This is a genomic window from Pacificimonas flava (genome assembly GCF_000342165.1).
GTDB classification, from domain to species: Bacteria; Pseudomonadota; Alphaproteobacteria; order Sphingomonadales; family Sphingomonadaceae; genus Pacificimonas; species Pacificimonas flava.
Map to the genome: position 1 here is coordinate 137,058 of NZ_AMRV01000001.1, position 24,522 is coordinate 161,579.

The window sequence follows — 24,522 nt, forward strand, 5'->3', positions numbered from 1 at the left end:
CGGTCAATTTCGAAGGAGATGCGGAGGGCTGCCTTCTCTGAACCGAGATGCGGCGATCCAGCATAGGATCGCCCATCCCGCTCCGAAGCTCCAGCCGGCGAGCACATCGGTGGGGTAATGAACCCCGAGGTAGAGGCGGGACAATCCGATCAGAAACACCAGCGCGACCGCGGTCAGGTATAGGAACTGGCGCTTCGTTGGCTGCTCACGCCCTTCTGCCAGAATGGCCGCCAGCGTCAGATAGACGATGGCGGAATTCATCGCGTGTCCGCTTGGAAAACTTGCGGAGCTGACCTCGACCAGATGCGGCACCGCCTCGGGTCTCGCCCGATCGTAAAGGGATTTCAGCGCACGGCTCAAGAGCCAGCCCGTCGCGACGGTGAGCGTGAGGAACAGTCCGGTGTGGGGCCGGCCGGTCGCCCAAAGATATGCCGATATGACAAGGGTGATCGGCGCCAGAAGCGAAATGCCTCCAAGCGCGGTCAGGTCGGTCAGAAATTGCGTGAGCCAGCGCGGACCGGGAACGAAGCCGCCGTTACCGTCTTGGGCGCGCAGCAGAAGCAGTGCCCGTTCGTCCGCCCATGCCAGGCCGCCCCAGTCGACGATCAGGCCGACAGCGGGGAGCGACAGCAACGCCGCGGCGGCAATGATGAAACCGGTGCGGCCAGGTGGGGCCATGGCGTCGTTTATCCCTTCCTCCGGCTGCGTCGCCTTCGTACCGCGTCCCGCTCCATGCTTGAACACCGCGGTCCGGCCGTCTAGGGTTCTCTTCGTCATCTGGGGAGTAGCCAGTTGCGGCGCCGGTTTTGAAAGGGCGTTGCAAGCTCCTGCGTCAACATACTCGGCCGAGAGGTCGTGGCGCAGGGGGAACGGGATCACCGTTCGGGCGAGACCGGTGGCATTGCGGTGCCGTCTGGGCTGGGCGGGAACTGGCGATGTCATTGGCTTGTCTGGCGCCCGGCCCTGGAGACCGTTTTCTTGGAAGCCTTGTTTACCTCCACCGTCGTGGTTGCTCTTGCTGAAATCGGCGACAAGACGCAGTTGCTCGCCATCGTGTTGGCGGCGCGCTTCAATCGACCGCTTCCCATCATCCTTGGTATTCTTCTGGCGACCATCGCCAATCATTTCCTGGCTGCCCTGCTTGGCCAGCAGGCTGCCGAAATCCTGCAAGGCGACTGGTTTCGCTACATTATTGCAGCCTCCTTCATCCTGATGGCGGTCTGGACGCTGATTCCGGACAAGCTTGGCGAGGAAGAGGAGCGCCGCCGTAGCCCGTTCGGCGCCTTTTTGACCACGTTGATCGCGTTCTTCCTCGTGGAAATGGGCGACAAGACACAGATCGCGACGGTCGCGCTGGGGGCGCAGTTCGAAGGTGTCGTTCTTGTGACGATGGGCACAACGCTTGGAATGATGCTTGCAAACGTCCCGGCCGTGTTCTTCGGCAGGGCGCTCCTCGATCGTGTCCCGTTTGGGCTTATGCGAGTGACCGCGGCCCTCCTGTTTCTCGTCATCGGCGTCTGGCTGCTGCTGCAGACGCTCCGTATCGTCTAGCGCGTGGATGGAACCTGGGCCCGGCCCACGCAATGGAAAGGTGCCGAGGTTCGCGAAGCTGGAGAAAATGCGTTGCAGGTGTTGGGTCGATTTCAGGGAAGCGGTCTTCCGCTGCTTCTGATTTGCCTCTGGCTCGGCGTCACGGCCGCTGTGCCCGTTCACGCGCAGATTCTGGAGGAGCCCGCAGCGGAGGCCCCCGCTGCAGAGCCGGCGCCGGATCCGTACGGACGGGAAACGCCGCGATCTACCGTCACAGGTTTGATAAGGGCGCTTGGCGATCAGGATTACAACCGCGCCGGAAATTATTTCTACCTGTCCATGGATGGCGAGGGGCAGGAGGCCGAGGCTGCCGACTTCGCACGACAACTTCAGGCGGCGCTGGATCGCGGCGGTACGCTCGATCCGTTCGCAGCCCTTGCGAACGAGCCGGCCGGCCGCATCGAGGATGGCCTCGATGCGCAATTCGAAAGCGTCGGCAGCTTTCCGGAGGAAGATGCTCCGCCCATCGTCCTCGTGCGAGAGGAGAATGCCGAGGGTGTACAATTGTGGCGCATCTCCGATGAAACACGTGAATGGGTCGATAGGGATGAGCCTGCGCCGGAAATCGCCGCGGAAGAGCGGGCGGCCGAAGCCACTCTGGTTGCCGGAGCGCCCCTGAAGGACTGGTTGATACTCATGGGGTTGGCGGCGATCAGCTTTGCCGGATTCCGCCTGATCGCGGCTGGCCTTTTGGCGGCAATCCGCATTTTCAGTCGCGACCCCTCTCGCAGCGGGCTGTTCCGCTTCATTCAGGCTGCGCTGCCGCCATTCAGCCTGTTTGCGGCGGTCGTGTGTTTCCAGCTCTGGGCAAACGCGATTCCGGTGTCGATCGTCGCGCGGCAGACGCTGCTCCGCTACGCCGGCATCGTCGCTTGGTTCGCGCTGATCTGGTTCGCACTGAGGTTGGTGGACGCAATCGCGCAGGTGTCTGCTGCGCGCATGCAGCGTTCGGAACGGCGGCAGGCTGTATCGGTCATCACCCTTCTTCGCCGAACGGTGAAGGTGCTGCTGCTCGCCGTTGCCGTGGTCGCGATCCTCGACACGCTGGGCGTGGACGTGACGACGGGCGTCGCCGCGCTAGGCATCGGCGGTATCGCGTTGGCGCTCGGGGCACAGAAAACCGTCGAAAATCTCGTCGGAAGCGTCACGCTGATTGCCGACAAGCCAGTTCAGGTCGGCGATTTCTGCCGTGTCGGCGATGTGGTGGGAACGGTCGAGGATATCGGCATGCGCTCCACCCGAATTCGTACCAATGATCGCACCGTCGTCACCATTCCGAACGGAGATTTCTCGTCGCGCCAGATCGAGAACTACGCGAAGCGCGACCGCTTCCTGTTCAATCCCCGCATCGGTGTGGAATACGGCATCGGCCCGGCCAAGCTGAAGGAGGCCGTGGACCTCATCGAAACGGTGCTGCGCGACCATCCGCTGGTCGATGACGACGGCGTTCGCGCGCGTTTCGCAGATTTTGGCGCAAGCTCGCTGGATATCGATATCTGGTCCTATATCGGCGTCGGGGATTTCGCAGACAGCCTGAAGGTGAGGCAAGAGTTGCTGCTGACCATCTTCGAACGGCTCGAAGCGGCAGACATCGGCATCGCCTTTCCGACGCGCACGCTACATCTTGTTGCGGATCCTGAAGCGCAGGCGCCGCGGTCAGAGCCCCGCGAGGCATAGCCGCGAGCCGTTGCGGGGGGCGGCACCGCGGCTCGGCACGTCTTCAAAGGAATTGACTCGCTTGTGACGACATATTAGCTGCCTCGGCAGATAATGCCTTGGCAGAGATTATGGCCGAACTTCCCATTTGCGATTACGAACATCCACGCCGCGCACTCGGATACCTGATCCGGCGCGTCGCCAAACTGTCGACCGCGCGGGTCGAGGCAGCATTCTCCGACAAGGATACGACATTCACCCAGTGGGTCGTGCTTGCGCTCGTCAATTCCGGGACCAGCAATACGTCGAGCGAACTAGCCCGGCACACCGGTCACAACAGCGGTGCGATGACCCGGCTTCTCGATCGCCTGGAGGAGCGGGGAATGGTTGAGCGGGAGCCCTGTACCGACGATCGCCGCGTGATGAAGCTGGCGGTAACGCCGGCGGGGCGGGACACGCTGAAGGAACAGGCCGCCGATGTTCGTGCCGTTTGGCAGGACGTGCTCGGCGATATGCCGAAAGAGGATGTGACCCGATTGCTGCTCCTTCTGACCGAAGTCCTGTCGCGCTTCGAGGCGCGAGAGGGGATCGCACCGGGATGCGAAGCGTGATTCGCGCCGGGGCTCATGCCGCTGCACTGGCGGCATCTCTGCTTGCCAGTTGCGCCGCGCCCGATATCGGGACGGCCGTCGTTCCGGTGAGTACGCCTACGCTTGGTCTGGGAGAGCTTGCCGCCCCGCGGATCGACGAGGAATGGTGGCGCGCCTTCGGCGATCCGCAGTTGAACGCGATCATGGCACAAGCGCTTTCCGGCAGCCCCAGGATCGACGAAGCGATGGCGCGGCTTCGTGCTGCCTCCGCACAGCTCGATGCGCGGCGCGGCGCGACTCGTCCGCAGATTTCCGGCACCGTCGAGGAGCAGCGCATCCGCCTCAGCGATGTCTACACCATTCCGCCCCCTTATGGCGGGTCGACGCGGTGGGTCGGACAAGCTGCGGCCAATCTGAGCTGGAATCTGGATTTCTGGGGCCGTCACGCCGATGCGGTGCGGCAGGCGGCGGCGGGCGTGGACGCGGCCGCGCTCGATGCAGCGGCCGCGCGGCTCGCCCTGACCGGCGCTGTCGTACAGTCCTATGTCGAGCTGGTCCGCGCCGAACGGCAGATCGCCATCGCTCGGGATACGCTCGGTCAGCGCCGACGCTCGCTGCAGCTGACGCAGGTTCGCATCGAAAGCGAACTTGCCAGCGAAATCGATGCCCGTGCAGCGGAGACGGTGCTGGCGCAGGCGCGGCGCGCGCTCGTTCAGGCAGAGGCGCAAAGGGCGCTTGTCGTTCACACGCTTGCCGAACTCGCCGGGCAGGGGGCGGGCTTCTACGAAGAGGTGAACCCGGCCCGCGCGGATCTTGAGGCTGTCCTGCCGTTGCCGCAAACTTTGCCAGCGGATCTTCTGTCACGGCGCCCCGATGTCTTGAGTGCCCGGGCGCGTGTCGAGGCGGCGCGCGCGGGTCGGCAGGTGGCCCGAAAAGCCTTCTATCCGAACATTGACCTGATCGGCATCGCCGGGCTCCAGGCCGTCGGCCTCGGCAATCTTTTCTCGGACGAGGCCGCCACGTACGGTGCAGGCGCCGCGGTGCATCTGCCGATTTTCGAGGGTGGGCGTCTGCGCGCGGATTACGAGGGAGCGACGGCCGGGGTCGACCGACAGGTGGCACTCTACAACGCCGCTGTCCTCGGAGCCGTTCGGGAGGCCGCGGACGCGCTTGCCGATGTGCGCCGCGCGCGCGCGGAACTGACGGAGCAGGCTGCCGTGGTCGCCGGGCTGAAGGCGGTTCGGCGCCTCGACAATGTGCGCGTCGAAACGGGGCTGAGTTCCCGACTGGAACTCATCGGATCGGACGTCCGACTGCTCGATGCCGAGCAGCAGGCCGCAAATCTGCAGGCGGACGCGGCGCTATCGGCCGTACGGCTGGTCGTGGCGATGGGCGGGAGCTTCGATACCGGCGCGCAAACGGCGGCCAATATAACAGCACAAGAAGGCGCGGCCCCTGAAACGGCCGCTGCGGATGAGAGGAAACCCAAGTGACCGACGCTCCCCGCGATATCGCGCGCGAGTCCGATGCACCTGTAACGGCCGATGCGGATGCCGCCGCTGTTGCACCGCCCGCCGCGATCGCACCGCCTTCGCCTGACAATGCACCCAAAGGAAGCAAGTCACGCACGCGGAAGCGGGCATTTCTGCTTCTGGGTCTGATCGTTCTGGTCGCTGCGATCGCCTACGGAATCTACGCGTTCTTCCTGTCTCCGCCGACCGAGGAAACCGAAGATGCCTATGTGGCGGGCGATGTGGTGTCGATCACCGCGCGCGATCCGGGCACGGTGACGGCGATCTATGCCGACGATACGGAGCGGGTGGAGGCGGGCCAGCCGCTGATCGACCTGGATCCGGATACGGCCGACGTGGAACTGGAGGCGGCGGCGGCGCAGCTTGCCCGCGCCGTTCGAAATGTGCGCGGGAACTTCTCCGACGTGAATGCCGGCCGCGCGGCGGTCGTGCAGGCAGAGGCGGAGCTGGCGCGGGCGCGCAGCGACCTGTCGCGGCGGCAGGAGGCCGCTGCCCAGGGCGCCGTCTCGGGCGAGGAGGTCTCGCACGCGGCCGATACGGTCAAGACGGCGGCGGCAACGCTGAATGTCGCGCGCAGCCGCCTTGAGCAGTCGCAGAGCCAGGTCGCCGGGACCGATATCCGCAGCAATCCGGCCGTGCTCGCCGCCATCGCCGCCTATCGTCAGGCCGCCATACGCCGCAGTCATATGCATATTACGGCGCCCATTGACGGTGTGGTGGCGAAGCGCGGCGTTCAGGTCGGTCAGCAGGTCGCGGCCGGAACGCCGCTGATGGCGGTGGTGCCGCTGGGGCGCGTGTGGGTCGATGCGAATTTCCGCGAAACGCAGCTTGCCGACCTGCGGGTGGGGCAGGCCGCGACCATCACCACCGACACCTATGGCGGCGACGTCGTCTTCACCGGGCATGTGCTGGGTCTGGGTGCGGGCAGCGGCAGTGCTTTTGCGTTGCTGCCGCCGCAGAACGCCAGCGGCAACTGGATCAAGATCGTTCAGCGCGTGCCCGTGCGTATCGGCATCGATCCGGGCCAGCTGGATGAACACCCCTTGCGCATCGGCCTGTCGGTAACGGTTGAGGTGGATACTGCCGACACCAGCGGCAGCCTCGTCGCGCGAGAGGCGGCGGCACCCTATGAACGCATGGCGACGGATAGCCCCGGCAGCGAAGTGGATGGGGAGATCGCGCGGATCATCGCCGAGAATAGCGGCCGCGCGCGATGAGCGTGCCTGAGCGCCAGACCGCGGCGAATGCCGGTCCACCGCCGCTGACGGGCCCGGCGCTGGCGCTGGCGGGGATCGCGCTGGCGCTCGGCACCTTCATGCAGGTGCTCGACACGACGATTGCCAACGTGTCGCTGCCCACCATCGCCGGCAATCTGGGCGTGGCACCCGACAACGGCACGTGGATCGTTACCTCCTTCGCCGTGGCAAACGGTGTCGCCGTTCCGCTGACCGGCTGGCTGATGGGCCGCTTTGGCGTGGTGCGAACCTTTGTCGTGTCCGTTGCGCTGTTCACGCTCGCTTCCCTCCTCTGCGGCATAGCGTGGAGCCTCGATTCCCTCATTATTTTCCGGGTGTTTCAGGGGGCGGTATCCGGCCCGATGATTCCCGGCAGCCAGGCGCTGCTGATCTCCATCTTCCCCGCTGACAAGCGCTCCACCGCGCTCGGAGTATGGTCGATGACCACATTGGTGGGGCCCATCGCGGGACCGATCCTGGGCGGTTATATTTCCGATAATTACCATTGGAGCTGGATCTTCCTGATCAACGTGCCGGTCGGCATTTTCTGTGCCTTCACGAGCTGGCAGATGTTGAAAACGCGTGAGACGGCGACCCGCAACCTTCCCATCGACAAGGTGGGCGTCGGCCTCCTCGTCCTGTGGGTGGGGGCGCTGCAGGTGGTGCTCGACCTCGGCAAGAACGCGGACTGGTTTCATTCGCAGACCATCGTGATCATGTCGCTGGTTGCCGCCATCGGCTTTATCGCCTGGATCATCTGGGAACTGAACGACGAGCACCCCGCCGTCGATCTGCGGCTGTTTGCCAGGCGCAATTTCTCGCTCGGTACCATCGCCTTCTGCCTCGGTTTCGCGGTCTTTTTCGCAAATGTCCTGCTGCTGCCACTGTGGATGCAGACGCAGCTCGGCTACACGGCGACCTGGGCCGGCCTGGTGGCGGCGCCAAGCGGTATGGTCGCGGTCGTGCTGACGCCGTTCATCGCGCGTATCAGCAGCAAGGTCGACGCGCGCATCCTCGCCAGCTTTTCCTTCGTGGCCTTTGCCATCTCCTTCTTCATGCGCGCGGGCTATACGACGGATGCCAGCTTCTGGGATTTCACCATGCCGATGCTGGTGCAGGGCGTCGCAATGAGCAGCTTCTTCCTGGCCATGCTGAACATCCAGCTCGACGGTATCCCGCCAGAGCAGTTGCCGTCCGCGACCGGCATCTCCAACTTCGCGCGCATCACGGCGGGCAGCTTCGCCGCTTCGATCATCACGACAATGTGGGATCGGCGCGAGGCGCTGCACCAGAGCCGTCTGGCCGATCATTCGTCAGCCTTTTCCTTTCCGTACCGGCAGGCGGTGGAGAGACTGTCGGATCTGGGTGCCGGAACGCTCGAATCCTCTGCCATCGTCACCCGCCAGATGGTGCAGCAAGCCTATCTGCTGGCCTCCACCGATCTGTTCTGGATTTCCGGTTGGATCTCGCTGGCCATGATCGCGCTGGTCTGGTTTGCGCGTCGCCCTGCGGGGAGCACGGGTCCCGTCGCAGCCGACTGAGGCCGGGCTAGAAGGCAGCGGTGCCGGTGCTGCGCTGCCGCTCCTTCACGGCCAGGAATTTAAGGTCGGGGCACTCCTCCTCCAGCCGCTGAAGCTGCCATGCGTTGCGCGCGAGGAAAACGAGTGCCCCGTCCTCGTCCTCAGCCACGCTCGCACGCTCCCGCGCGATAAAGGCCTTGCGGCTCGCCTCGTCGGGTGCGCCGATCCAGCGCGCGGTTTCGTAGGGCACCATATCGAACCCGACGGAGAGACCGTACTCCGCCTCGATGCGCGAGGCGATGACTTGAAGCTGGAGGGCGCCCACGACGCCGACGATCCAGTCGGATCCCAGAAGCGGGCGGAACAGGCGGGCAATGCCCTCCTCGGCCAGATCGATGAGGGCACGGCGCATCTGCTTTGCCTTCATCGGGTCCTCCAGCCGCACACGCCGGAGGAGTTCCGGCGCGAAATCGGGCAGGCCGGTGAAGAACAGATCGCTGCGCTCGCTGAGCGTGTCGCCCACACGCAGCGTACCATGGTTCGGAATGCCGACGATGTCGCCCGGCTGCGCCTCGTCGACGACGGCGCGGTCGCGGGCGAGGAAGAAGATCGGATTGTGCAGGCCCATCGCCTTTCCGGTGCGGCTGTTGCCGAGCCGCATGCCCCGGGTCAGCGTACCCGAGCAGACGCGCATGAAGGCGATGCGGTCCCGGTGGTTCGGATCCATGTTTGCCTGCATCTTGAAGATAAATCCGGAAACCTTGTCATCGTCCGGTTGGACGGGCGCGGGATCGGCGGGTTGTGGCTGCGGGGAGGGGGCGTATCGCGCAAGAGCCGCAAGCAGATGATCGACACCGATTTCCTTCAGCGCACTGCCGAAATAGACCGGGGTCAGGTCGCCGGCGGCAAAGGCCTCGCGGTCGAATGCCGGGCATGCCTCTGCGGCGAGGATCAGGTCCTCCAGCAGGGGGGCGGCGCTGTCCGTTAACGCGGAGCGCAGTTCCGCACTGTCCGGTGCAATGCCCTCCACTGTCTGTCCGGCGCCGCTACCCCGCTGCGGCGCCAGGAATGCGCAGTCATGTTCGAACGAGTAAAGACCCTCGAAGAGCCCGCCCATGCCGATGGGCCATGACATCGGTGCCGTATCGAGCGCCAGCTTTTCCGCGATCTCGTCCAGAAGTTCGAACGGACTGACGCCCTCGCGGTCGATCTTGTTGATAAAGGTGACGATGGGGATGCCGCGCAGACGGCAGACTTCGAACAGCTTCAAGGTCTGAGATTCGATGCCCTTGGCCGCATCGATGACCATGACGGCGCAATCGACGGCGGTCAGCGTTCGGTAGGTGTCCTCTGAAAAGTCCTCATGCCCCGGCGTGTCCAGCAGATTGAAACGGATTCCGTCGAACTCGAAGGTCATGACGGAGGACGTCACCGAAATCCCGCGCTGCTGCTCGATCGCCATCCAGTCGGATTTCGCGCGGCGCCGATCGCCCTTAGCGCGCACCTCCCCGGCTTCCCGAACTGCACCGCCGGCATGCAGCAGCTTTTCCGTCAGCGTCGTTTTGCCGGCGTCGGGGTGGGAGATGATGGCGAATGTACGCCGCGGAAGGCTGGCGTCGCCCGCCGCCTTTACGGATGCGTTCTTGGGCGGAAGGGTCTGAGTTTCCAGAGACATGGGCAAGGTCCTGCTGCACGGGTGCGCTGGCCGGGCCGGCTTTCAGTCTGCCGGGCAAGCGTGCACCGCTGCGTGATGGGGCGCCGGTTCGCTTCTCAATGGGGAACGGCTTTCTCCATCCACCCAATGTCCAAGGCTGAGCCAGGCGCTGAATTTGGCTCTGTCCTTTAGCATGCCGTGCTGTCCGGGGAAGGGGGCGGATCGATGGAGCCGGCAGGCCGGCGATCAGCCCGTCGCACCTGCTTCGGCGGCAGGGACAAGCCCCTCGGAAACAAGATCGTGCAGCGCTCTTATATGGCCGATATCGCTGGGTGCCGACGGGTCGGACGTCATGGCGACGGTAAGGGCGAGGCTGGGAACGATATAGAGCATCTGCCCGCCGTATCCCCATGCGAAACGGACGGGATGCCCGGCCATGTCCGTCAGGAACCAGCCATATCCATAGGCATTGCCGCTCCATGGAGACCGTGCCCGTGGTGTCCAGCTTTCCTCCACCCAACTGGCCGGTAGCAGCTGTTCGCCATTCAGCACCCCGCCGAGGCGGTAAAGCTCCCCGAAACGGCTGAGCGCGCGCGGCGACATCAGCATGTCGTTCCCGCCGAAGTAGATACCCTGCGGATCGCGTGGCCAAGGCGGCAGGCGAATGCCAAGCGGCTCGGCCAGCCAGTCTTGCGCCAAAGCATGGGTGCTGCGCCCGCTTGCCCGCGTCAGCATGGCGGACAAAAGATGGCTGCTTCCCGTTGAATAGAGCATTCGGCCGCCAGGCTCGTCGACGAACGGGCGCGCGAGAGCGTATCGGACCCAATTCGGGCTGGCGACCCACGCGCCATAATACTCACCTGACGTTCGCTCCAGCCCTGCCTGCATCGAAAGCAAATGGCCGACGGTCACTTGGGCCAGGCGGGGATCGGGGGCTGCAGGCGCCAAATCGGCAAGTTCGCTGAGTATCGGCTGGTCCGTTCCCTCGAGGACGCCGCGCTCGATGGCAATTCCCGCCAATGCCGAGAGTACGGACTTCGACGCTGACTTGATGTTTACCGGCTGGTCGAGCGGCGCGCCGTCGTTGAAGGTTGCGGCGAATTCTTCCTCCCCATCTCTCAGGACGATCATGGATCGCAGCCGCGGCAGCGTTTCGGCAGCCTCGATCGTGCTTTCCAGCAGCGTGCTGTCGAGCCCCCGGCTAAGCGCACCCGGCCGGATTTCGCTGGTTTGGGGAGAGGTGGTCGCCATCCGGCCCGCCTCGGGCCCTTGCTGCGCAGGCGCATCCCCACAAGCGCTGAAGGCCGTAAGCAAAGCCGCGAGCGGTGCGGCAAGGACGCGCCCGTGCATCCTATTCATGCGCTGTCTTCATAGCGAATGTCCGTCCGCCCGTTCGGGGCACTGGACGGTGAATGCCCGCTTCCAGCCGCGCTGAGATCTGAGGGATCGGCCTGTAAGCACAATGGGAAATTATTCTCCGCAACGAACTCTTGCCGAGCCGCTCGCGATGTCTGGTTCGGTCCTTCGGGGGTTCGATGTCGGAGACGAGAAAATGAGGTTCTGAGGTCATATGATGAAGGAACGCCGCCGCGTCGTGGTCGGTTCAAAACTGCGGCGAAAGGCAGCACGAGCGTGGAGAGCCGTCCACGACATCAGGAGTGTACGGGCTGCTTTCGCTTTTCGGTGGTAAAGACCAGATCCTCTCTTATCGGGTTGCCCGGCTGTCATGAAAAGGAAGGCTATGCTGCCTGGATGCCCGTTCCTTGAACAATTGGCGCCCTACCCTTCGCCCGGAACTGTCGGAGGCATCGGAACATTCTCCCTCGGTCGAGGAGGCGCCGTCATGCCAAGCGAAGGATCTACCGGTGCAAGCGCCCTTCTGAAGGACAGTCAACGAAAGGTCATGAATTCGTTCGGCCAATTGCGGCAAGCTAACGTTGAGATCATAGCTCTCAGGGCAGCGCTTGCGCGCCAAGCCGGCTGAGCTTCGAAATGGCGATCGCACCCAATAAGGAGGAGGGGGGCAAGCGGCCGGTTTCGGGTATCAGTCCGGGAATCGCTCTATTGCGCGACGAGCTTGCGAACGGACGCCTGCGCACCCTGCGCTCCACCGGTTTTGCCGGACTGGATCTGACCTTGGCGCGTGGGCACGATGCCCTGTGGCTTCTTATGCGCAAACCCGGCAGCGGCGGGCTGGCGTACCGGGTGGCCTTCTTTCCCGCCGGGATCGGCACTGCGAAGATGGTCCGGCGTAGGCGGAACGAAGCGATGCGCGCGGAGGCCGTTTCTCCGCTCGGACGACATCGGGTGGCGGTCGCACTGCGGAACGGCGCGATCCCTATGCTGCGTGTGAAGACGACGCTGACGCCCGCCGAGCCGCTGCTTGCCTCGTTCGTGCCGAGGGATTTGTATCCGCTTGACGAGAGCGGCGATCCGGCAGGCGCTGTGGGCCAGGTCGAGGCGGCGCAGCGTGGCTTCAACACCGGATCGATCTACTTCCGGCTGACGGAACCGGACTTCGGCAGCGTGCTATACCTTCAGGACCTGACGGCGCTGAACGACTTCTTCGCAGCGACGAAGACCAAACCCGACGGTGCGATGGGCGGGGTGTGGCCCGAAATCGGTTATCTGATGCCGACTCCTCCGCAACAGGGCACCCCGCCCGTCGATCCGTTGCCGGCCGAGGAGGAGATCACACTGTCCGACGGCTGGATCGCCTTCCACAGAGAAAGCGGCGGGGACGAGCAGAATATGGCTCGGCGCTATCTGACCCTGCTCGGAAAGATGTTGGAGGTCGTCGAGCGGCCGCAGACCGAATTCCACGACTGGATGGATCGCGCGGAGCGCACGCTGCACGATCTTTCGCATTCGCCCAAAGCGACGATCCGGCACTATGGCCACCTTTACCTGCACCCTTACACTGCGGCCGAATATCCCGATTCCATGGTCCAGCTTTCGGTTCTGGCGGCGATCCGGGACTACGAGACTTGGGCCCGAACCAAGGTGCCGATCGGCGCGAAACTCGCCGCCGGACTCGGCAAGTTCTACGATTCCGAGCTCGGAACCTTGCGGCGCTATCTCCCGAATGTCGGCAAGGATAAGGATGCGAACGCGATAGACAGCTGGTATCTCTATCATCCGCTTTCGCAACTGGGCCGCCTGGCGGTGGACGGTGACAAGGCCGCGCTGAATCTGTTCGAAAAGTCGATCGGCTTCGGCATCAAGGCGGCCCGCCATTTCGAGTACAAATGGCCGATCCAGTACGACCTGCGCGATTTCAGCGTCATCACCGCCGCGCGCGACGATCAGGAGCTGGGGCAGACGGACGTGGGGGGGCTGTACGCCTACGTGATGTTGCAGGCCTTCGACCTGACCGACGACAAGGAGTACCTCGACGAGGCCCGCGCCGCGATCGATGCAGCAAAGGGAATGCGGTTCGAACTGAACTATCAGGCCAATCTGACCGCCTGGGGAGCAGCGGCCTGCATGCGGTTATGGCGGATAACCAACGAGGAGACGTATCTGCGGCAAAGCTACGTCTTCCTCGCCAGCTTCTTTCACAACACCGCGATGTGGGAATCGCGGATCGACTATGCGAAGAACTACCGCAACTTCCTCGGAGTGACAGCGCTGCACGATGCGCCTTACATGGCGCTCTACGAATGCTTCGACAGTTTCGCGGCATTCGAACGCCTGCTCAAGGACAGCGGTCCCGATCTCGACCCGTCAGCGCGGCTGCTGGTGACCGAATATTGCCGTTACACGCTGGACAGGGCCTGGTTCTATTACCCCGATGCCCTGCCGCCCGAAGCGATCTCTCCCGAGCAGCGCGAGGGGAACGGCCACATCGATCCTACCCTCTCGTTCCCGGTCGAGGATCTTTACGTCGATGGCCAGCCCGCGGGGCAGGTCGGCCAGGAAATCTACGGATGCGGCGCCGCCTTCGTGTTCGCCAGCCGGGCCTTTCACTCGGTCGAAGACGGGCCGTTCCGGATATTTTGCGACCATTTCCTGCTGGCCAGCCATCGCCCGTCTGATCGGGCATTGAGTTTTGAACTGGGCGGGTGCGAGGGCAACGAAGCGATGCTTGCGCTCGTCTCAGTGGGGCGCAAATCCATGCCCTCGTTCACGGTAATGAACGGAGCGGGCGACGCTATCCGGGCGAGCAGCCGCTCGGCGGAGCGCATGGAATACCGTGTTCCGGCGGACAGCAGTATCACGATTATGTGGAATTGAGGGGAACAAAAACCCTTTTCGACCGGTGCTCAGGTGGACCGATCGAAGGAGAGTTGCGATGCCGAAGCCCGCGAACCGCGAGGACGAGGACCTCTCGGACGCCCACACGAAAATGCCAAGCCTTTCCGGGCGCAAGGCAATCGTCACTGGTGGAACCACAGGGATAGGGCGCGCGATCGCGGTCCTGCTCGCGTCTGAAGGCGTCGACGTCTTCGTCTGCGGGCGTAACGAGCAGCACCTCGCCGATGGCCTTCAGCGGATACGCGAAGTGGGCAAGGGCGATGGCATCAGCGTCGATCTCGCCGACGATGACGGTGTTGAACATTTCGTCGATGCAGCGAAAGCCTATTTTGGCGGAGGTTTTGACGTTGCCATCGTCAATGCCGCGATACCCGCTAAGGGGGTGACGAAGATGACCGCCAGCGAACTGCGATACGCGGTCGCCGTCGACTTCACCGCGTATCTCGCCACTGCGAACGCGGCGGTCGAGGTGATGGAGGACTTCGGCGACATCGTCTTCATCGGTTCGATGAGCGCGCACGTACTGGGTCCGGGATCGAGCGTCTATGCCGGGATGAAGGCAGGTATCGCTGGCTTTTCAGAAGCGCTGCGCAAGGAACTGGGCAAACAGGGCATCAAGGTCAGTAACGTCGAGCCGGGCAAGACCGGTGCCGATTTCCAGTATTCCAAGTTCAGCGCGGAGGAGCAGGCCGAGCAGATCAACAAGGAATGGATGCTTCGGGCCGAGGATATCGCGGTCGCGGTCCACTTCGTGCTTACCCAGCCGCGCCGGTCGGTGGTGCAACAGGTGACGGTCGCGCCGCGCACGCAAGAGGACGAATGAGCGACTTCCTCCATGACCGTCTGATTTTCGGGCCCGATGACGTCGACCTTGCCCGTTCGCCCCTGGCGGGCCATTTCGATGCGGAAACCTATGTCTTGGGGGCTTTCAACCCCGGGATGACCAGACTTCCAAGCGGCAATCTGGCGATCTTCGTGCGTGTGGCCGAGGCCCTGTGCCAGCCGATACGCGCCGGGAATATCCATGCCATTCGATGGGACGAAGGGCGATACGTCCTCGATCCCTGGCCGCTCGACCTGTGCGACACGTCGGATCCTCGCAAGTTCCTGGTTCACGGCGGCAAGTGGCGCGTGATGGCGCTGACTTCGCTATCGTGGATCTTGCCCGTGGAGCTTTCGCCGGACGGGACCGAAAGGGTTGCGGTCCATTACGACAAGGCCATCGCGCCCCAGGCAAGCTTCCAGTGTTACGGCGTGGAAGACGCGCGCGTTTCAAAGGTCGGCGATCGCTGGCTGATGACGACCTGCTCGGTCAGTCCCGAGCGCCATTCGACGACCTTGTACAGTTCCACGGACGGCCTGACCTTCGCTTTCGAGGACATCGTCCTCGATCACCAGAACAAGGACATGCTGATCTTCGAGGGTCTCATTGAGGGTCGGTACTGGGCGCAGACCCGGCCTCTCGGCGACCTCTATTTCTCCTACCCTCCGGACAGCGAGTGGCGGGCGGGCCCGTCGATCAATCTCGCCACGTCGCCCGACGCCCTGCACTGGAAGCCGTGCCGCAAGCCTGGCATCCGGCCGCATGTCGGGACTGCGGCGACCGCGCGCATGGGAGGAGGCACCCCGCCGGTCCGCACGAATGAGGGCTGGCTTACGCTCTGGCATGGGGTGGAGCCGCAGGAGATCGTCGGCATCTACCGCACCTATTGGTCGCTGCTCGATCCCGACGATCCTTCGATCGTGTTGCGCACCGAACATACGCCGCTGCTCGAGGCCAATGCCGCGCTTACGGCGCCGCTCGAAGACAAGATGTACGTTCGCAACGTCGTCTTCACCACGGGCATCGCCGAGCATGATGACATGTATGTGGTCGCGTCGGGAGAAGCGGATCTGGCCTGCCGGATTACCCATATCCCGCGGTCTCACTTCACCTGAACCAAGAGCCGAATGCACCCCCGCAACTTGGCCTGCGGGCGAAGCGGCCCGAGGGACGTCTTGCTGCTCGTGGATTCTTTTCCACTGGCTCTGGACCGATCGGCGGTGGGCCACGTTGAGGCAGAAACAGAGGAGGTCCGATGGCTCTGATTATTAACGGCCGCGAGTACGCTTTCGAGGGAGATCCCCGGACCACCCTGCTCGATTTTCTACGGCGCGATTGCGATCTGACGGGGACCAAGAAGGGCTGCGATCACGGTCAGTGCGGGGCCTGTACCGTGCTGGTGAACGGTCAGCGTATCAATTCCTGTCTCACTCTTGCTGTCATGCATGATGGAGAGAGCGTTACGACCATCGAGGGACTGGGCACCATCGATGATCTTCATCCGCTGCAGGCGGCCTTTGTTAAGCATGATGGATATCAATGCGGCTATTGTACGCCGGGGCAGATCTGCTCGGCAAAGGCGATGCTGGAAGAAGCGGCCAACAACTGGCCGAGTTTCGTTAGCGAAAATCTCTCGGGCGAGACACGCCTCACGCCCGACGAAATCCGCGAACGGATGAGCGGCAATCTCTGCCGCTGCGGGGCGTATTCCAACATCGTCGACGCGATTGTCGAAGTCATGGAGCGCGAACAATGAAGCCCTTCGAATATAACCGCGCGAACGACCTCGATCATGCCGCGCGCCTGACCAGCGATGGCGCGCGGCCGATCGCGGGTGGCACCAACTTGCTCGACCTGATGAAGCTGGAGATCGAAACCCCCGACGCGCTCGTAGACATAAATCGCGTTCCGCTCGGCGGTATCGAACCGGACGGCGACGAGTTGCGGATCGGCGCGCTCGTCACGAACAGCGCCTGCGCCGCCGATGAGCGAATTCGGCGCGATTACCCGGTTCTCGCCCGCGCGATCCTTGCCGGCGCCACGTTCCAGTTGCGCAACAAGGCGACGACCGCAGGGAACCTGTGCCAGCGAACCCGCTGCTATTACTTCTATAATACCGAGATGCCGTGCAACAAACGCGAGCCGGGCAGCGGCTGCTCGGCCATCGGCGGATTCAACCGTATTCATGCGGTACTCGGCGCGAGTGACGCCTGCATTGCCACTTATCCGGGCGACATGGCCGTGGCGCTTTGCGCGCTCAATGCCACGGTCGAGATAGCGACTGCGGAGGGGCATACCCGCAGTGTCCCGGTACGCGCGTTCCACCGGCTGCCGGATGACGCGCCGGAAAGGGACAATGTCCTCGAGCCCGGGGAGGTGATCACTGCGGTTGTTCTGCCGGCGCCGCCCGGCGGAAAGCACGTCTATCGCAAGGTCAGGGACCGCTCGTCATATGCGTTCGCACTCGTTTCGATTGCCGCAGTGGTGCGGATGGACGGCGGCGCGATCGCATCGGCAGCGCTTGCGTTCGGCGGCTTGGCGCACAAGCCGTGGCATGACGAGCGCGTCGATGCATTACTCGTCGGCGAGGTTCCATCCGACGCGCTGTTCGACAAGGCCGCCGATCTGCTGCTGGACGGCGCCCAAGGTCACGGCACGAACGACTTCAAGATTCCGATGGCCCGCCGAACGCTGAAGGCAGTGCTGCGCGAAGTCACAGGAGATGCAGAGTGACCGGCTCCCTCGAAATGGATCGACCAGACGATCGCAACCGCCTCGACGCAATGGCGCAAGGGGTGATCGGTAAGCCGCTCGATCGGCCCGATGGGCCGGCAAAGGTCACAGGAAGCGCGCGCTACGCCGCAGAGTATGCGGTGGAGAATTGCGCGGAAGGTGTTCTGGTGACCGCCACCATCAGCAAGGGGCAAGTGGTCGCGATCGACGAGGCTTCGGTCCGTGACATGCCGGGCGTGATCGCAGTCATTTCCGACGAACGGATGGTCGCGCGTCCAGCACAGGGCGGTGCCGGCGAGTCGCCCGTACGAAACGTGCGGCAGGTCGAGTATTGGGGCCAGCCGATCGCGCTGGTGGTTGCAGAGACGTTCGAGCAGGCGCGCAATGCCTCGAAGCAGCTGCGGATCGAGTACCGCTCGGATGACGATGCGGCGATCGATCAGCACTCGCGCGACGTGCCGATCGAAACCCATGGCGAACCGACGATTCAGGGCAATCTCGACAAGGCGATCAGCCAGGCGGCGTACGCGGTCGAGGTAACCTACACGACCGAGTGTCACAACAGCGCCCCGATGGAGCCGCACGCCAGTATCGCGCAATGGGACGGCACGACGCTGACGGTTCATTCGAGCCTGCAGATGCTCAAGTACAATGTGAAGGAGCTTGCCGACGCGGTCGGACTTGATCCCGAGGACGTGCGCCTGCTCTCGCCATATGTCGGCGGCGGCTTCGGATCAAAGCTCGGAATCAGCCCGGAAGGGGTAGCCGCCTCGATTGCGGCGATGGAACTCGGGCGTGCCGTTCGGGTGGTGCTGCTGCGCCAGCAAGTCTTCCAGTGCGTGATGCGGCGATCCGAAACCACCCAGCGGCTACGTTTGGCGGCGGACTCCGACGGTAGGCTGGTTGGCTTCGGGCATGAGGCACTGGTTTCCAATCTTCCGGGTGAAACATTCGCCGAACCCGTGACGCAGGCGAGCGACTTTCTCTACCCGGGGGAGAACCGGACCCTCCGGATCGACCTTGCGCGGCTGAACCTTGTGACGGCGGGGTCCGTCCGTGCGCCGGGTGAAGCAGTGGGCATGCAAGCGCTCGAAGGCGCGATGGACGAACTGGCGATGAAGATCGGCATCGATCCGGTCGAATTGCGGCTGCGCAACATTCCCGAACGGCATCCTGCCAAGGATATTCCCTATAGCTCGCGCAAGCTCGCCGAGTGCCTGAAGGCCGGCGCCGAACGGTTTGGTTGGCACGGCGCGCGCCGCTCGCCGTGCCACACTCGCGAGGGTGAGTGGTGGATCGGCACCGGAATGGCGACCGCCGCGCGCGTCCACAACCTCAATGAGGCGGAAGCGCGGGTCACCTTATACCCGGACGGCACTGCCGCCGTGGCAAGCGACATGACCGACATCGGCACGGGCACCTATACTGTACTGGGCCAAATTGCCGCCGAGATGCTCGGACTCGATCGGAACGACGTTCTGGTGCGGCTTGGAGACTCATCCTTTCCTCCAGGCGCGGGCTCGGGCGGCAGCTGGGGTGCGCCATCGACCGGCTCTGCGGTATTCCTCGCGTGCGAAGCCATTCGCACCCGGTTGGCCGCCCGGCTCGGCTGCCAGGAGGAGGAACTCACGCTGCAGGACGGCTTCGCAACCGTGCGAGGCCAAACCACTGCGCTTTCCGACGTGCTAAAAGGCGATCAGATCGAAGAAGTGGGGCATTTCAAGGCCGGGGAGATCTCGGACAAGTTCTCCGCGGCGATGTATGGTGCGTTCTTCACGGAAGTGGCGGTCAATGCCTATACCGGAGAGGCCCGCGTCCGGCGCTTTACCGGCGCGTTCGGATTCGGCCGCGTGCTCAACGCGAAGACCGCCACCTCGCAGTGCATGGGCGGTATGGTGTGGGGAATTGGCAGTGCGCTCACTGAAGAAGAAATCTTCGACAAGCGATACGGCCACGTCGTAAATCCGGATCTCGCCGAGTATCACGTCCCCGTCAATCTCGATGTGCCGCACCTGGACGTGGTGCTGGTGGACGAGCGCGATCCGGCCGCTAGCCCGCTGCAAGCGAAGGGGGTAGGCGAGCTCGGCATCTGCGGGGCGGCAGGTGCGATTGGCAACGCCATTCACGACGCCTGCGGCGTTCGGTTGCGCAGCTTCCCGTTCACGCCGGACAAGATCATGGCTGAATTGGGAGACCCGTAAGGATCTGAAGGCTCGGCCTTGACTGACGCGACCGGCCTGTTCCAGCATTCACAGCGTGGTGGATAGAGGGGGAAAATGGCACTAACGGTCGACCTTGTCCGACAGGGGGCGGTGCGATGGGGCGATGCGACCGCCATAGAGTGCGGAGCCACGCAGCTTAGCTTCAGGCAGGTCGATCGTCTCGCGAACCGTTTTGCCAACGCACTGATCGGGCGCGGGCTTGCACCGCAGGAAGCCGTTGGGCTCCTGGTCGATAACGGGCCGTTTTCCGTGTCCATCGACTTTGCTTGCCTCAAGGCGCGGGCAGTGCGGGTCCCGCTCAACTCCCGTCTTTCCGAGGCTGAACATCGCGCGATGCTGGAACAGACGCAGCCTCGATTCCTGCTGGCCAGTGCAGGCCTTAGGGACCGAGCGGAATCCTTGGCCAAACAGCGACCAGGCATGCAGGTGCTCTGCCTGGAAAACGGAGCGGCAGAACCAGACTGGATCGTGGCAGCTGCGGATAGCGATCCGTTCCTCGCCACGCCGCCGGACGATATCGTGCTCGCACTCTTCACATCAGGGACGACCGGGACCCTGAAGGCGGCACAGCATAGTCAGGCAAGTTATGCCGCCATCTGCACGAACATTCTTGCCAATCTTGTGTCCCCCGGCCGCAGCGATGCCATGATACACGCCGCATCTCTGATTCATGCGAGCGGGACCTTCGTTCTGCCGTTCTGGCTGCGCGGCGGCCGGTCTATCGTGCTCGAGAAATTCGATCCGGAGACCTATCTCGTTGACGTGAAGAGGTACGGCGCCACGCATGCCAACGTAGTGCCGACCATGCTCCAGATGCTGCTTGCTGGCAGTGGCAATCAGGATGTGGGGGGCTTGAGGAGCGTCATCTACGGGGCCTCTCCCATGCCGCGACCGGTGATCGAAAATGCGCTGGAGCGCTGGGGGCCGCTTTTCTCGCAATATTATGGCCAAACCGAAGCGCCGCTGGCCCTTACGGTTCTGTCTTCACAAGATCACCTCGGCCCGGACGCGCCGCTATCGGCCTGTGGCCAGGTCTCTGTCGATGTGTCGCTGAAGCTGGTGAATGAGGCCGGCGAGGCGGTGGCCATCGGAGAAATAGGTGAGATCGCCGTTTCCGGGCCGATGGTTCATGCAGGCTATCTCGATGCACCGGAACTCAATCAGGAAGTCCGACTCCCTGATGGACCTCTCCGGACCCGGGACATGGGCCGGTTCGATGAACGTGGCTTCCTCCATCTGGTCGACCGAACCAGCGATATGATCGTCACGGGGGGCTACAACGTTTATCCTCGTGAAGTGGAAGACGTGCTCCTGGATCATCCCGGCGTCAAAGAGTGTGCCGTGGTCGGTGCGCCCGATCCCAAATGGGTAGAGACGGTCTGCGCATTTATCGTGTCTGCTGGAGGAGCGTGCCCGTCTGAGCAAGAGCTGGGCGACTGGGTGCGGCAGCGCCTTGCGCCGCATAAGGTCCCGCGGCGGATTGAATGGACCGATACCTTGCCCAAAAGCGCGGTGGGCAAAGTGCTCAGGCGAGACCTGCGCGACCGGTTAAGGAGCAGCACCGATGACGGATAGCTTGCTGGTTGAGAAGCTGGGCCCCGTCTGGGTGGTGACTATCAATCGGCCCGAACGGCGGAATGCGGTGGACCGCGAGACTGCTGCAGCCATTGCCGAAGCATTTCGTAGGTTCGATGAAGACCAGGAAGCCTCAGTGGCCGTGCTGACCGGCGCCGGAGGCACCTTCTGCGCTGGTGCCGACCTGCAGCGTTTCGCGGAGGGAGAGGGAAACCGGGTGAGCGCGGAGGGCGACGGGCCAATGGGACCTACTCGCCTGTCACTGTCAAAACCCGTGATCGCAGCCGTCTCAGGTCATGCGGTCGCCGGCGGACTTGAGCTTGCCTGCTGGTGCGATTTGCGGGTCGTGGAGCAGGACGCGACATTCGGCGTATTCTGTCGCCGCTGGGGCGTGCCGCTCATCGATGGTGGCACCGTTCGGCTGCCACGCATCGTGGGCCGCGGCCGAGCGCTCGACATGATCCTCACCGGACGCCCGGTCGGCGCCGATGAAGCAAGGGAGATGGGGCTCGCCAATCGGGTGGTCCCGACGGGGAGCGCTTTGGATGAATCGATCTCTCTTGCTCAGGACATCGCCCGCTTCCCGCAGGCAACCATGCGATCCGATCGGCAGTCATTGTATGTGGGTGAAGCTCTCGAGATCGAGGATGCGCTCGCCAAAGAGTTCGAGCTTGGCCTCCGGAACCTTGAAGAGGGTCGTTCAGGCGCCGCGCGTTTCTCCGCCGGGCGTGGGCGGGGAGGGAATTTCACAGACATCTAGTGCTCAAATGAAGCCGGCTGCGGCGTTAGCAGACATAGCAGTACGAATTGCAGCTGGAGGCGACTAGCAGCGAAGATCGAATGGAACTCAGCGGATACGTTTCCGGTTTATCGCTGCGTGGTCATGTCGGCTTCAAATGGGCGCTCGCGAGCTCTCCCTCTTCGCCGATGGAAGCCGGCATGGTTTCAGCGGCGCACTCGTCCATCACAGGTCGCGATTCTGGCACTGGCCATGTTTATGCTGGCGCTGTTTGCGATCTGGCTAATTCTTTTCATCACCAAGGGGCGCTTTCTCAAGCAGCCGTTTGAAAGCGTCGTGTCCACCGCGCTTGAACGGCAGGTGGAAGTCGGCGGCGACTTCAATCTCTACCTTGCGCCCTTCGACATAAAATTCATGGCGGAGGACATGCGGATTTCGAGCCCCGAATGGGCGCGCGCAGAGCATGTCTTTACTGCCGAACTGGTCGACACCCGCATCGAGACCCTGCCGATGATCTTCGGGCGCTGGGATCTCGATTGGCTCGACCTTCAAAACAGCCGCATCGCGCTGGAGTGGGACGCCGATGGGACGCGCAATAGCTGGACCTTCCGCGATTCCGATGCCCCACCCAAACCGCTTGAGATGCCGGATATTCGCCGCGGCACGATCTCTGGAACGCGGGTGAGCTATCGCGATCCACCGCTCGCCCTGACCGCTGTTGCCAATATAGAAACGGCGAAAGCGGCGGACACGAGCTTCGACAGCGACATTCGCTTTTCAGGCGGCGGCAGAATGCATGACCGGCCCTTCAAATTCTCCGGAAGCTTGCTTAGCCCGAACGAGACGATTGCCGGCGGCCGCAATGCCCTGACGGCACAGGCCGAGGCTCCCGGCACCCGCCTGGAGGTTTCGGGTACACTGCCCGGTCCAACTCAGTTCGAAGGGGCAGACCTCAAACTCGGCGCGCAGGGCGTCAACATCGCCGATCTTTTCAATTTTCTCGGGATTGCCGTGCCGGCCACGCGCGCATACCGGATCGATTCCGCGTTGACCTACGCGGATGGCGAATGGCGCTTCACCGGTATCGAAGGGATGTTCGGTGACAGCGATATCTCGGGGTCGCTCCGCATCCTCATGCCGGGCGAACGGCTTAAGCTTATCGCCGAACTTTCGACCGACACGCTCAACATTATCGATGCTGCACCGTTCATCGGCTACGATCCGGAGCGGCTCGAAGATCCGGGCGCTTCCGGCGCGGTCGAGGCAAATGGCGGCCACCCCCGCGTGCTACCCGACACGACCTTGCGGATCGACGCGATCAGCCGTTTCGACGCGGATCTGCATTACCGTCGCCAGGATGCGGTCGGAAAGCTTCCCGCTCAGAAACATCGATCTGACGCTGGATCTCGAACATTCGGTTCTGAAGCTATCGCCATTCAAGGCCGATTTGGCAGGGGGCCGCCTGACCGCAGACATCGCTATCGATGCGCGTGAGCAGGCGGTGAAGACCGACTACGATATCAGCTTGTCACCCACATCCATGGGCAAGCTTCTCGCGCATTTCGGCGCCGAGGAGGCGGGCACCACCGGCACCCTGTCCGGTCGTATTCAATTAAGCGGTACTGGCGACAGCCTGCGGCAAAGCCTGGCCGCGTCCAGCGGCCGGATAGCCCTTATCATGCCCTCCGGAACCTTGATGACCGGTAGCGCGCAGCTTGCCGAACTCGATATCGGCACATTCGTTCAAAAAATGTTCGAAGACGAATTGAAGGAGCCGGTCGAAATAAATTGCGGGCTGATCGCCTTTACCGTCCAGAACGGTCTCGCCGCAGCGGATCCCATCCTGATCGATACGAAGAAGAACGTCATACTGGGGCGGGGCGGTTTCAGCTTCAGGGATGAACGCCTTGATTTGGCTGTCCGTGCGGACGCCAAGACGTTCAGCCTTTTTTCAGGGCAGTCCCCGGTGGCTGTGAGCGGCTATTTCGGACAACCATCGATCAATCCCATCAGCGGCGATCTCGTCGGCCGTGCGGGCGCCGCACTGGGACTGGCCGTCGTTGCAACGCCCGTTGCCGGACTGCTGGCCTTCGTCGATCCGGGCGACGCTAAGTCCGCCGCATGCGCCCCCATTCTTGCCGGCGCAAACTCATCCGCCCAAAAAACCTCCTCCGGCGAGCCGCGTGACGACGTCAGGGACGGCACGACAGCAAAAAACGGTCGCGATCGGCGTTGAGAAGAGGTGCTGCTATGAAGGCTGACCGATTTGATCGTTGTCCAGACGCGAAGCGCCCCCGGCCCAGTTCCGCCTCGACTGAACGCGCGGAGACTCTGAGTTCAATATTGCGCGGACAGACTTCTTAGCTGCTCGGCCTCCAAGGAGCAGAATTGCTCCA

At 63.3% G+C, this 24,522-nt stretch carries 19 protein-coding genes and 1 riboswitch; of the genes, 16 read left to right on the plus strand and 3 right to left on the minus strand.

All coding sequences use genetic code 11. The annotated features are described in order from the left end of the window. Positions 1-3: 3 nt before the first annotated feature. Positions 4-777, minus strand: coding sequence for a phosphatase PAP2 family protein (locus C725_RS00665; protein WP_160165693.1), 774 nt, complete (start codon positions 775-777; stop codon positions 4-6). Then, positions 767-884: riboswitch (yybP-ykoY riboswitch) on the plus strand. It overlaps the preceding gene by 11 nt. Positions 885-978: 94 nt before the next feature. Between C725_RS00665 and C725_RS00670 the strand changes: the two genes are divergently transcribed. The 6 genes from C725_RS00670 (at position 979) to C725_RS00695 (ending at position 8,144) form a co-directional block, all read left to right on the plus strand. Next, positions 979-1,551, plus strand: a complete 573-nt coding sequence (locus C725_RS00670) for a TMEM165/GDT1 family protein (protein WP_008599513.1) — start codon at positions 979-981, stop codon at positions 1,549-1,551. 78 nt (positions 1,552-1,629) lie between these two features. Beyond that, complete coding sequence (locus C725_RS00675; RefSeq protein ID WP_243442675.1) at positions 1,630-3,267, plus strand: mechanosensitive ion channel family protein; 1,638 nt, start codon at positions 1,630-1,632, stop codon at positions 3,265-3,267. A 110-nt stretch (positions 3,268-3,377) separates the two neighbouring features. Beyond that, the gene (locus tag C725_RS00680) at positions 3,378-3,857 is read left to right on the plus strand and encodes a MarR family winged helix-turn-helix transcriptional regulator (RefSeq protein ID WP_008599515.1); all 480 of its coding nucleotides are present in this window, start codon (positions 3,378-3,380) and stop codon (positions 3,855-3,857) included. Beyond that, positions 3,845-5,329, plus strand: coding sequence for an efflux transporter outer membrane subunit (locus tag C725_RS00685; RefSeq protein ID WP_008599516.1), 1,485 nt, complete (start codon positions 3,845-3,847; stop codon positions 5,327-5,329). Before C725_RS00680 ends, C725_RS00685 begins: the two co-directional genes overlap by 13 nt. Further along, positions 5,326-6,585: an HlyD/EmrA/EmrK family protein gene (locus tag C725_RS00690; protein ID WP_008599517.1), complete on the plus strand. Its 1,260-nt coding sequence runs from the start codon at positions 5,326-5,328 to the stop codon at positions 6,583-6,585. The genes C725_RS00685 and C725_RS00690 overlap by 4 nt, the downstream gene beginning before the upstream one ends. Further along, positions 6,582-8,144, plus strand: coding sequence for a DHA2 family efflux MFS transporter permease subunit (locus C725_RS00695; protein ID WP_008599518.1), 1,563 nt, complete (start codon positions 6,582-6,584; stop codon positions 8,142-8,144). Before C725_RS00690 ends, C725_RS00695 begins: the two co-directional genes overlap by 4 nt. A gap of 7 nt (positions 8,145-8,151) precedes the next feature. Here the strand turns inward: C725_RS00695 and C725_RS00700 are convergent, their stop codons facing one another. Both C725_RS00700 and C725_RS00705 read right to left on the minus strand, forming a co-directional pair. After that, positions 8,152-9,798 carry a peptide chain release factor 3 gene (locus C725_RS00700; RefSeq protein ID WP_008599519.1) on the minus strand — a complete coding sequence of 549 codons (1,647 nt, stop codon included), beginning with the start codon at positions 9,796-9,798 and terminating at the stop codon, positions 8,152-8,154. Between the two features lie 225 nt (positions 9,799-10,023). Continuing rightward, positions 10,024-11,136: a serine hydrolase domain-containing protein gene (locus C725_RS00705; RefSeq protein ID WP_243442661.1), complete on the minus strand. Its 1,113-nt coding sequence runs from the start codon at positions 11,134-11,136 to the stop codon at positions 10,024-10,026. Between the two features lie 633 nt (positions 11,137-11,769). On the opposite strand from C725_RS00705, the gene C725_RS00710 reads away from it, so the two are divergent. The 10 genes from C725_RS00710 (at position 11,770) to C725_RS16065 (ending at position 24,362) form a co-directional block, all read left to right on the plus strand. After that, complete coding sequence (locus C725_RS00710; RefSeq protein WP_008599521.1) at positions 11,770-14,013, plus strand: hypothetical protein; 2,244 nt, start codon at positions 11,770-11,772, stop codon at positions 14,011-14,013. Positions 14,014-14,071: 58 nt separating this feature from the next. Further along, the gene (locus tag C725_RS00715; RefSeq protein WP_008599522.1) at positions 14,072-14,857 is read left to right on the plus strand and encodes an SDR family oxidoreductase; all 786 of its coding nucleotides are present in this window, start codon (positions 14,072-14,074) and stop codon (positions 14,855-14,857) included. Further along, complete coding sequence (locus C725_RS00720; RefSeq protein WP_008599523.1) at positions 14,854-15,972, plus strand: glycoside hydrolase family 130 protein; 1,119 nt, start codon at positions 14,854-14,856, stop codon at positions 15,970-15,972. Before C725_RS00715 ends, C725_RS00720 begins: the two co-directional genes overlap by 4 nt. A 140-nt stretch (positions 15,973-16,112) precedes the next feature. Next, the gene (locus C725_RS00725; RefSeq protein ID WP_008599524.1) at positions 16,113-16,613 is read left to right on the plus strand and encodes a 2Fe-2S iron-sulfur cluster-binding protein; all 501 of its coding nucleotides are present in this window, start codon (positions 16,113-16,115) and stop codon (positions 16,611-16,613) included. Then, positions 16,610-17,590 carry an FAD binding domain-containing protein gene (locus tag C725_RS00730; protein WP_008599525.1) on the plus strand — a complete coding sequence of 327 codons (981 nt, stop codon included), beginning with the start codon at positions 16,610-16,612 and terminating at the stop codon, positions 17,588-17,590. The genes C725_RS00725 and C725_RS00730 overlap by 4 nt, the downstream gene beginning before the upstream one ends. Further along, positions 17,587-19,791 carry a xanthine dehydrogenase family protein molybdopterin-binding subunit gene (locus C725_RS00735; RefSeq protein ID WP_008599526.1) on the plus strand — a complete coding sequence of 735 codons (2,205 nt, stop codon included), beginning with the start codon at positions 17,587-17,589 and terminating at the stop codon, positions 19,789-19,791. Before C725_RS00730 ends, C725_RS00735 begins: the two co-directional genes overlap by 4 nt. 75 nt (positions 19,792-19,866) lie before the next feature. Further along, a complete protein-coding gene (locus C725_RS00740) occupies positions 19,867-21,387 on the plus strand; it encodes a class I adenylate-forming enzyme family protein (RefSeq protein ID WP_008599527.1) in 1,521 nt (506 codons plus the stop codon). Position 21,388: 1 nt separating this feature from the next. Next, positions 21,389-22,147 carry a crotonase/enoyl-CoA hydratase family protein gene (locus tag C725_RS00745; protein ID WP_038281164.1) on the plus strand — a complete coding sequence of 253 codons (759 nt, stop codon included), beginning with the start codon at positions 21,389-21,391 and terminating at the stop codon, positions 22,145-22,147. Positions 22,148-22,384: 237 nt separating this feature from the next. Continuing rightward, complete coding sequence (locus C725_RS16060) at positions 22,385-23,620, plus strand: AsmA family protein (protein WP_008599529.1); 1,236 nt, start codon at positions 22,385-22,387, stop codon at positions 23,618-23,620. Beyond that, positions 23,520-24,362, plus strand: a complete 843-nt coding sequence (locus C725_RS16065; protein WP_243442676.1) for an AsmA family protein — start codon at positions 23,520-23,522, stop codon at positions 24,360-24,362. The genes C725_RS16060 and C725_RS16065 overlap by 101 nt, the downstream gene beginning before the upstream one ends. Positions 24,363-24,522: the final 160 nt, after the last annotated feature.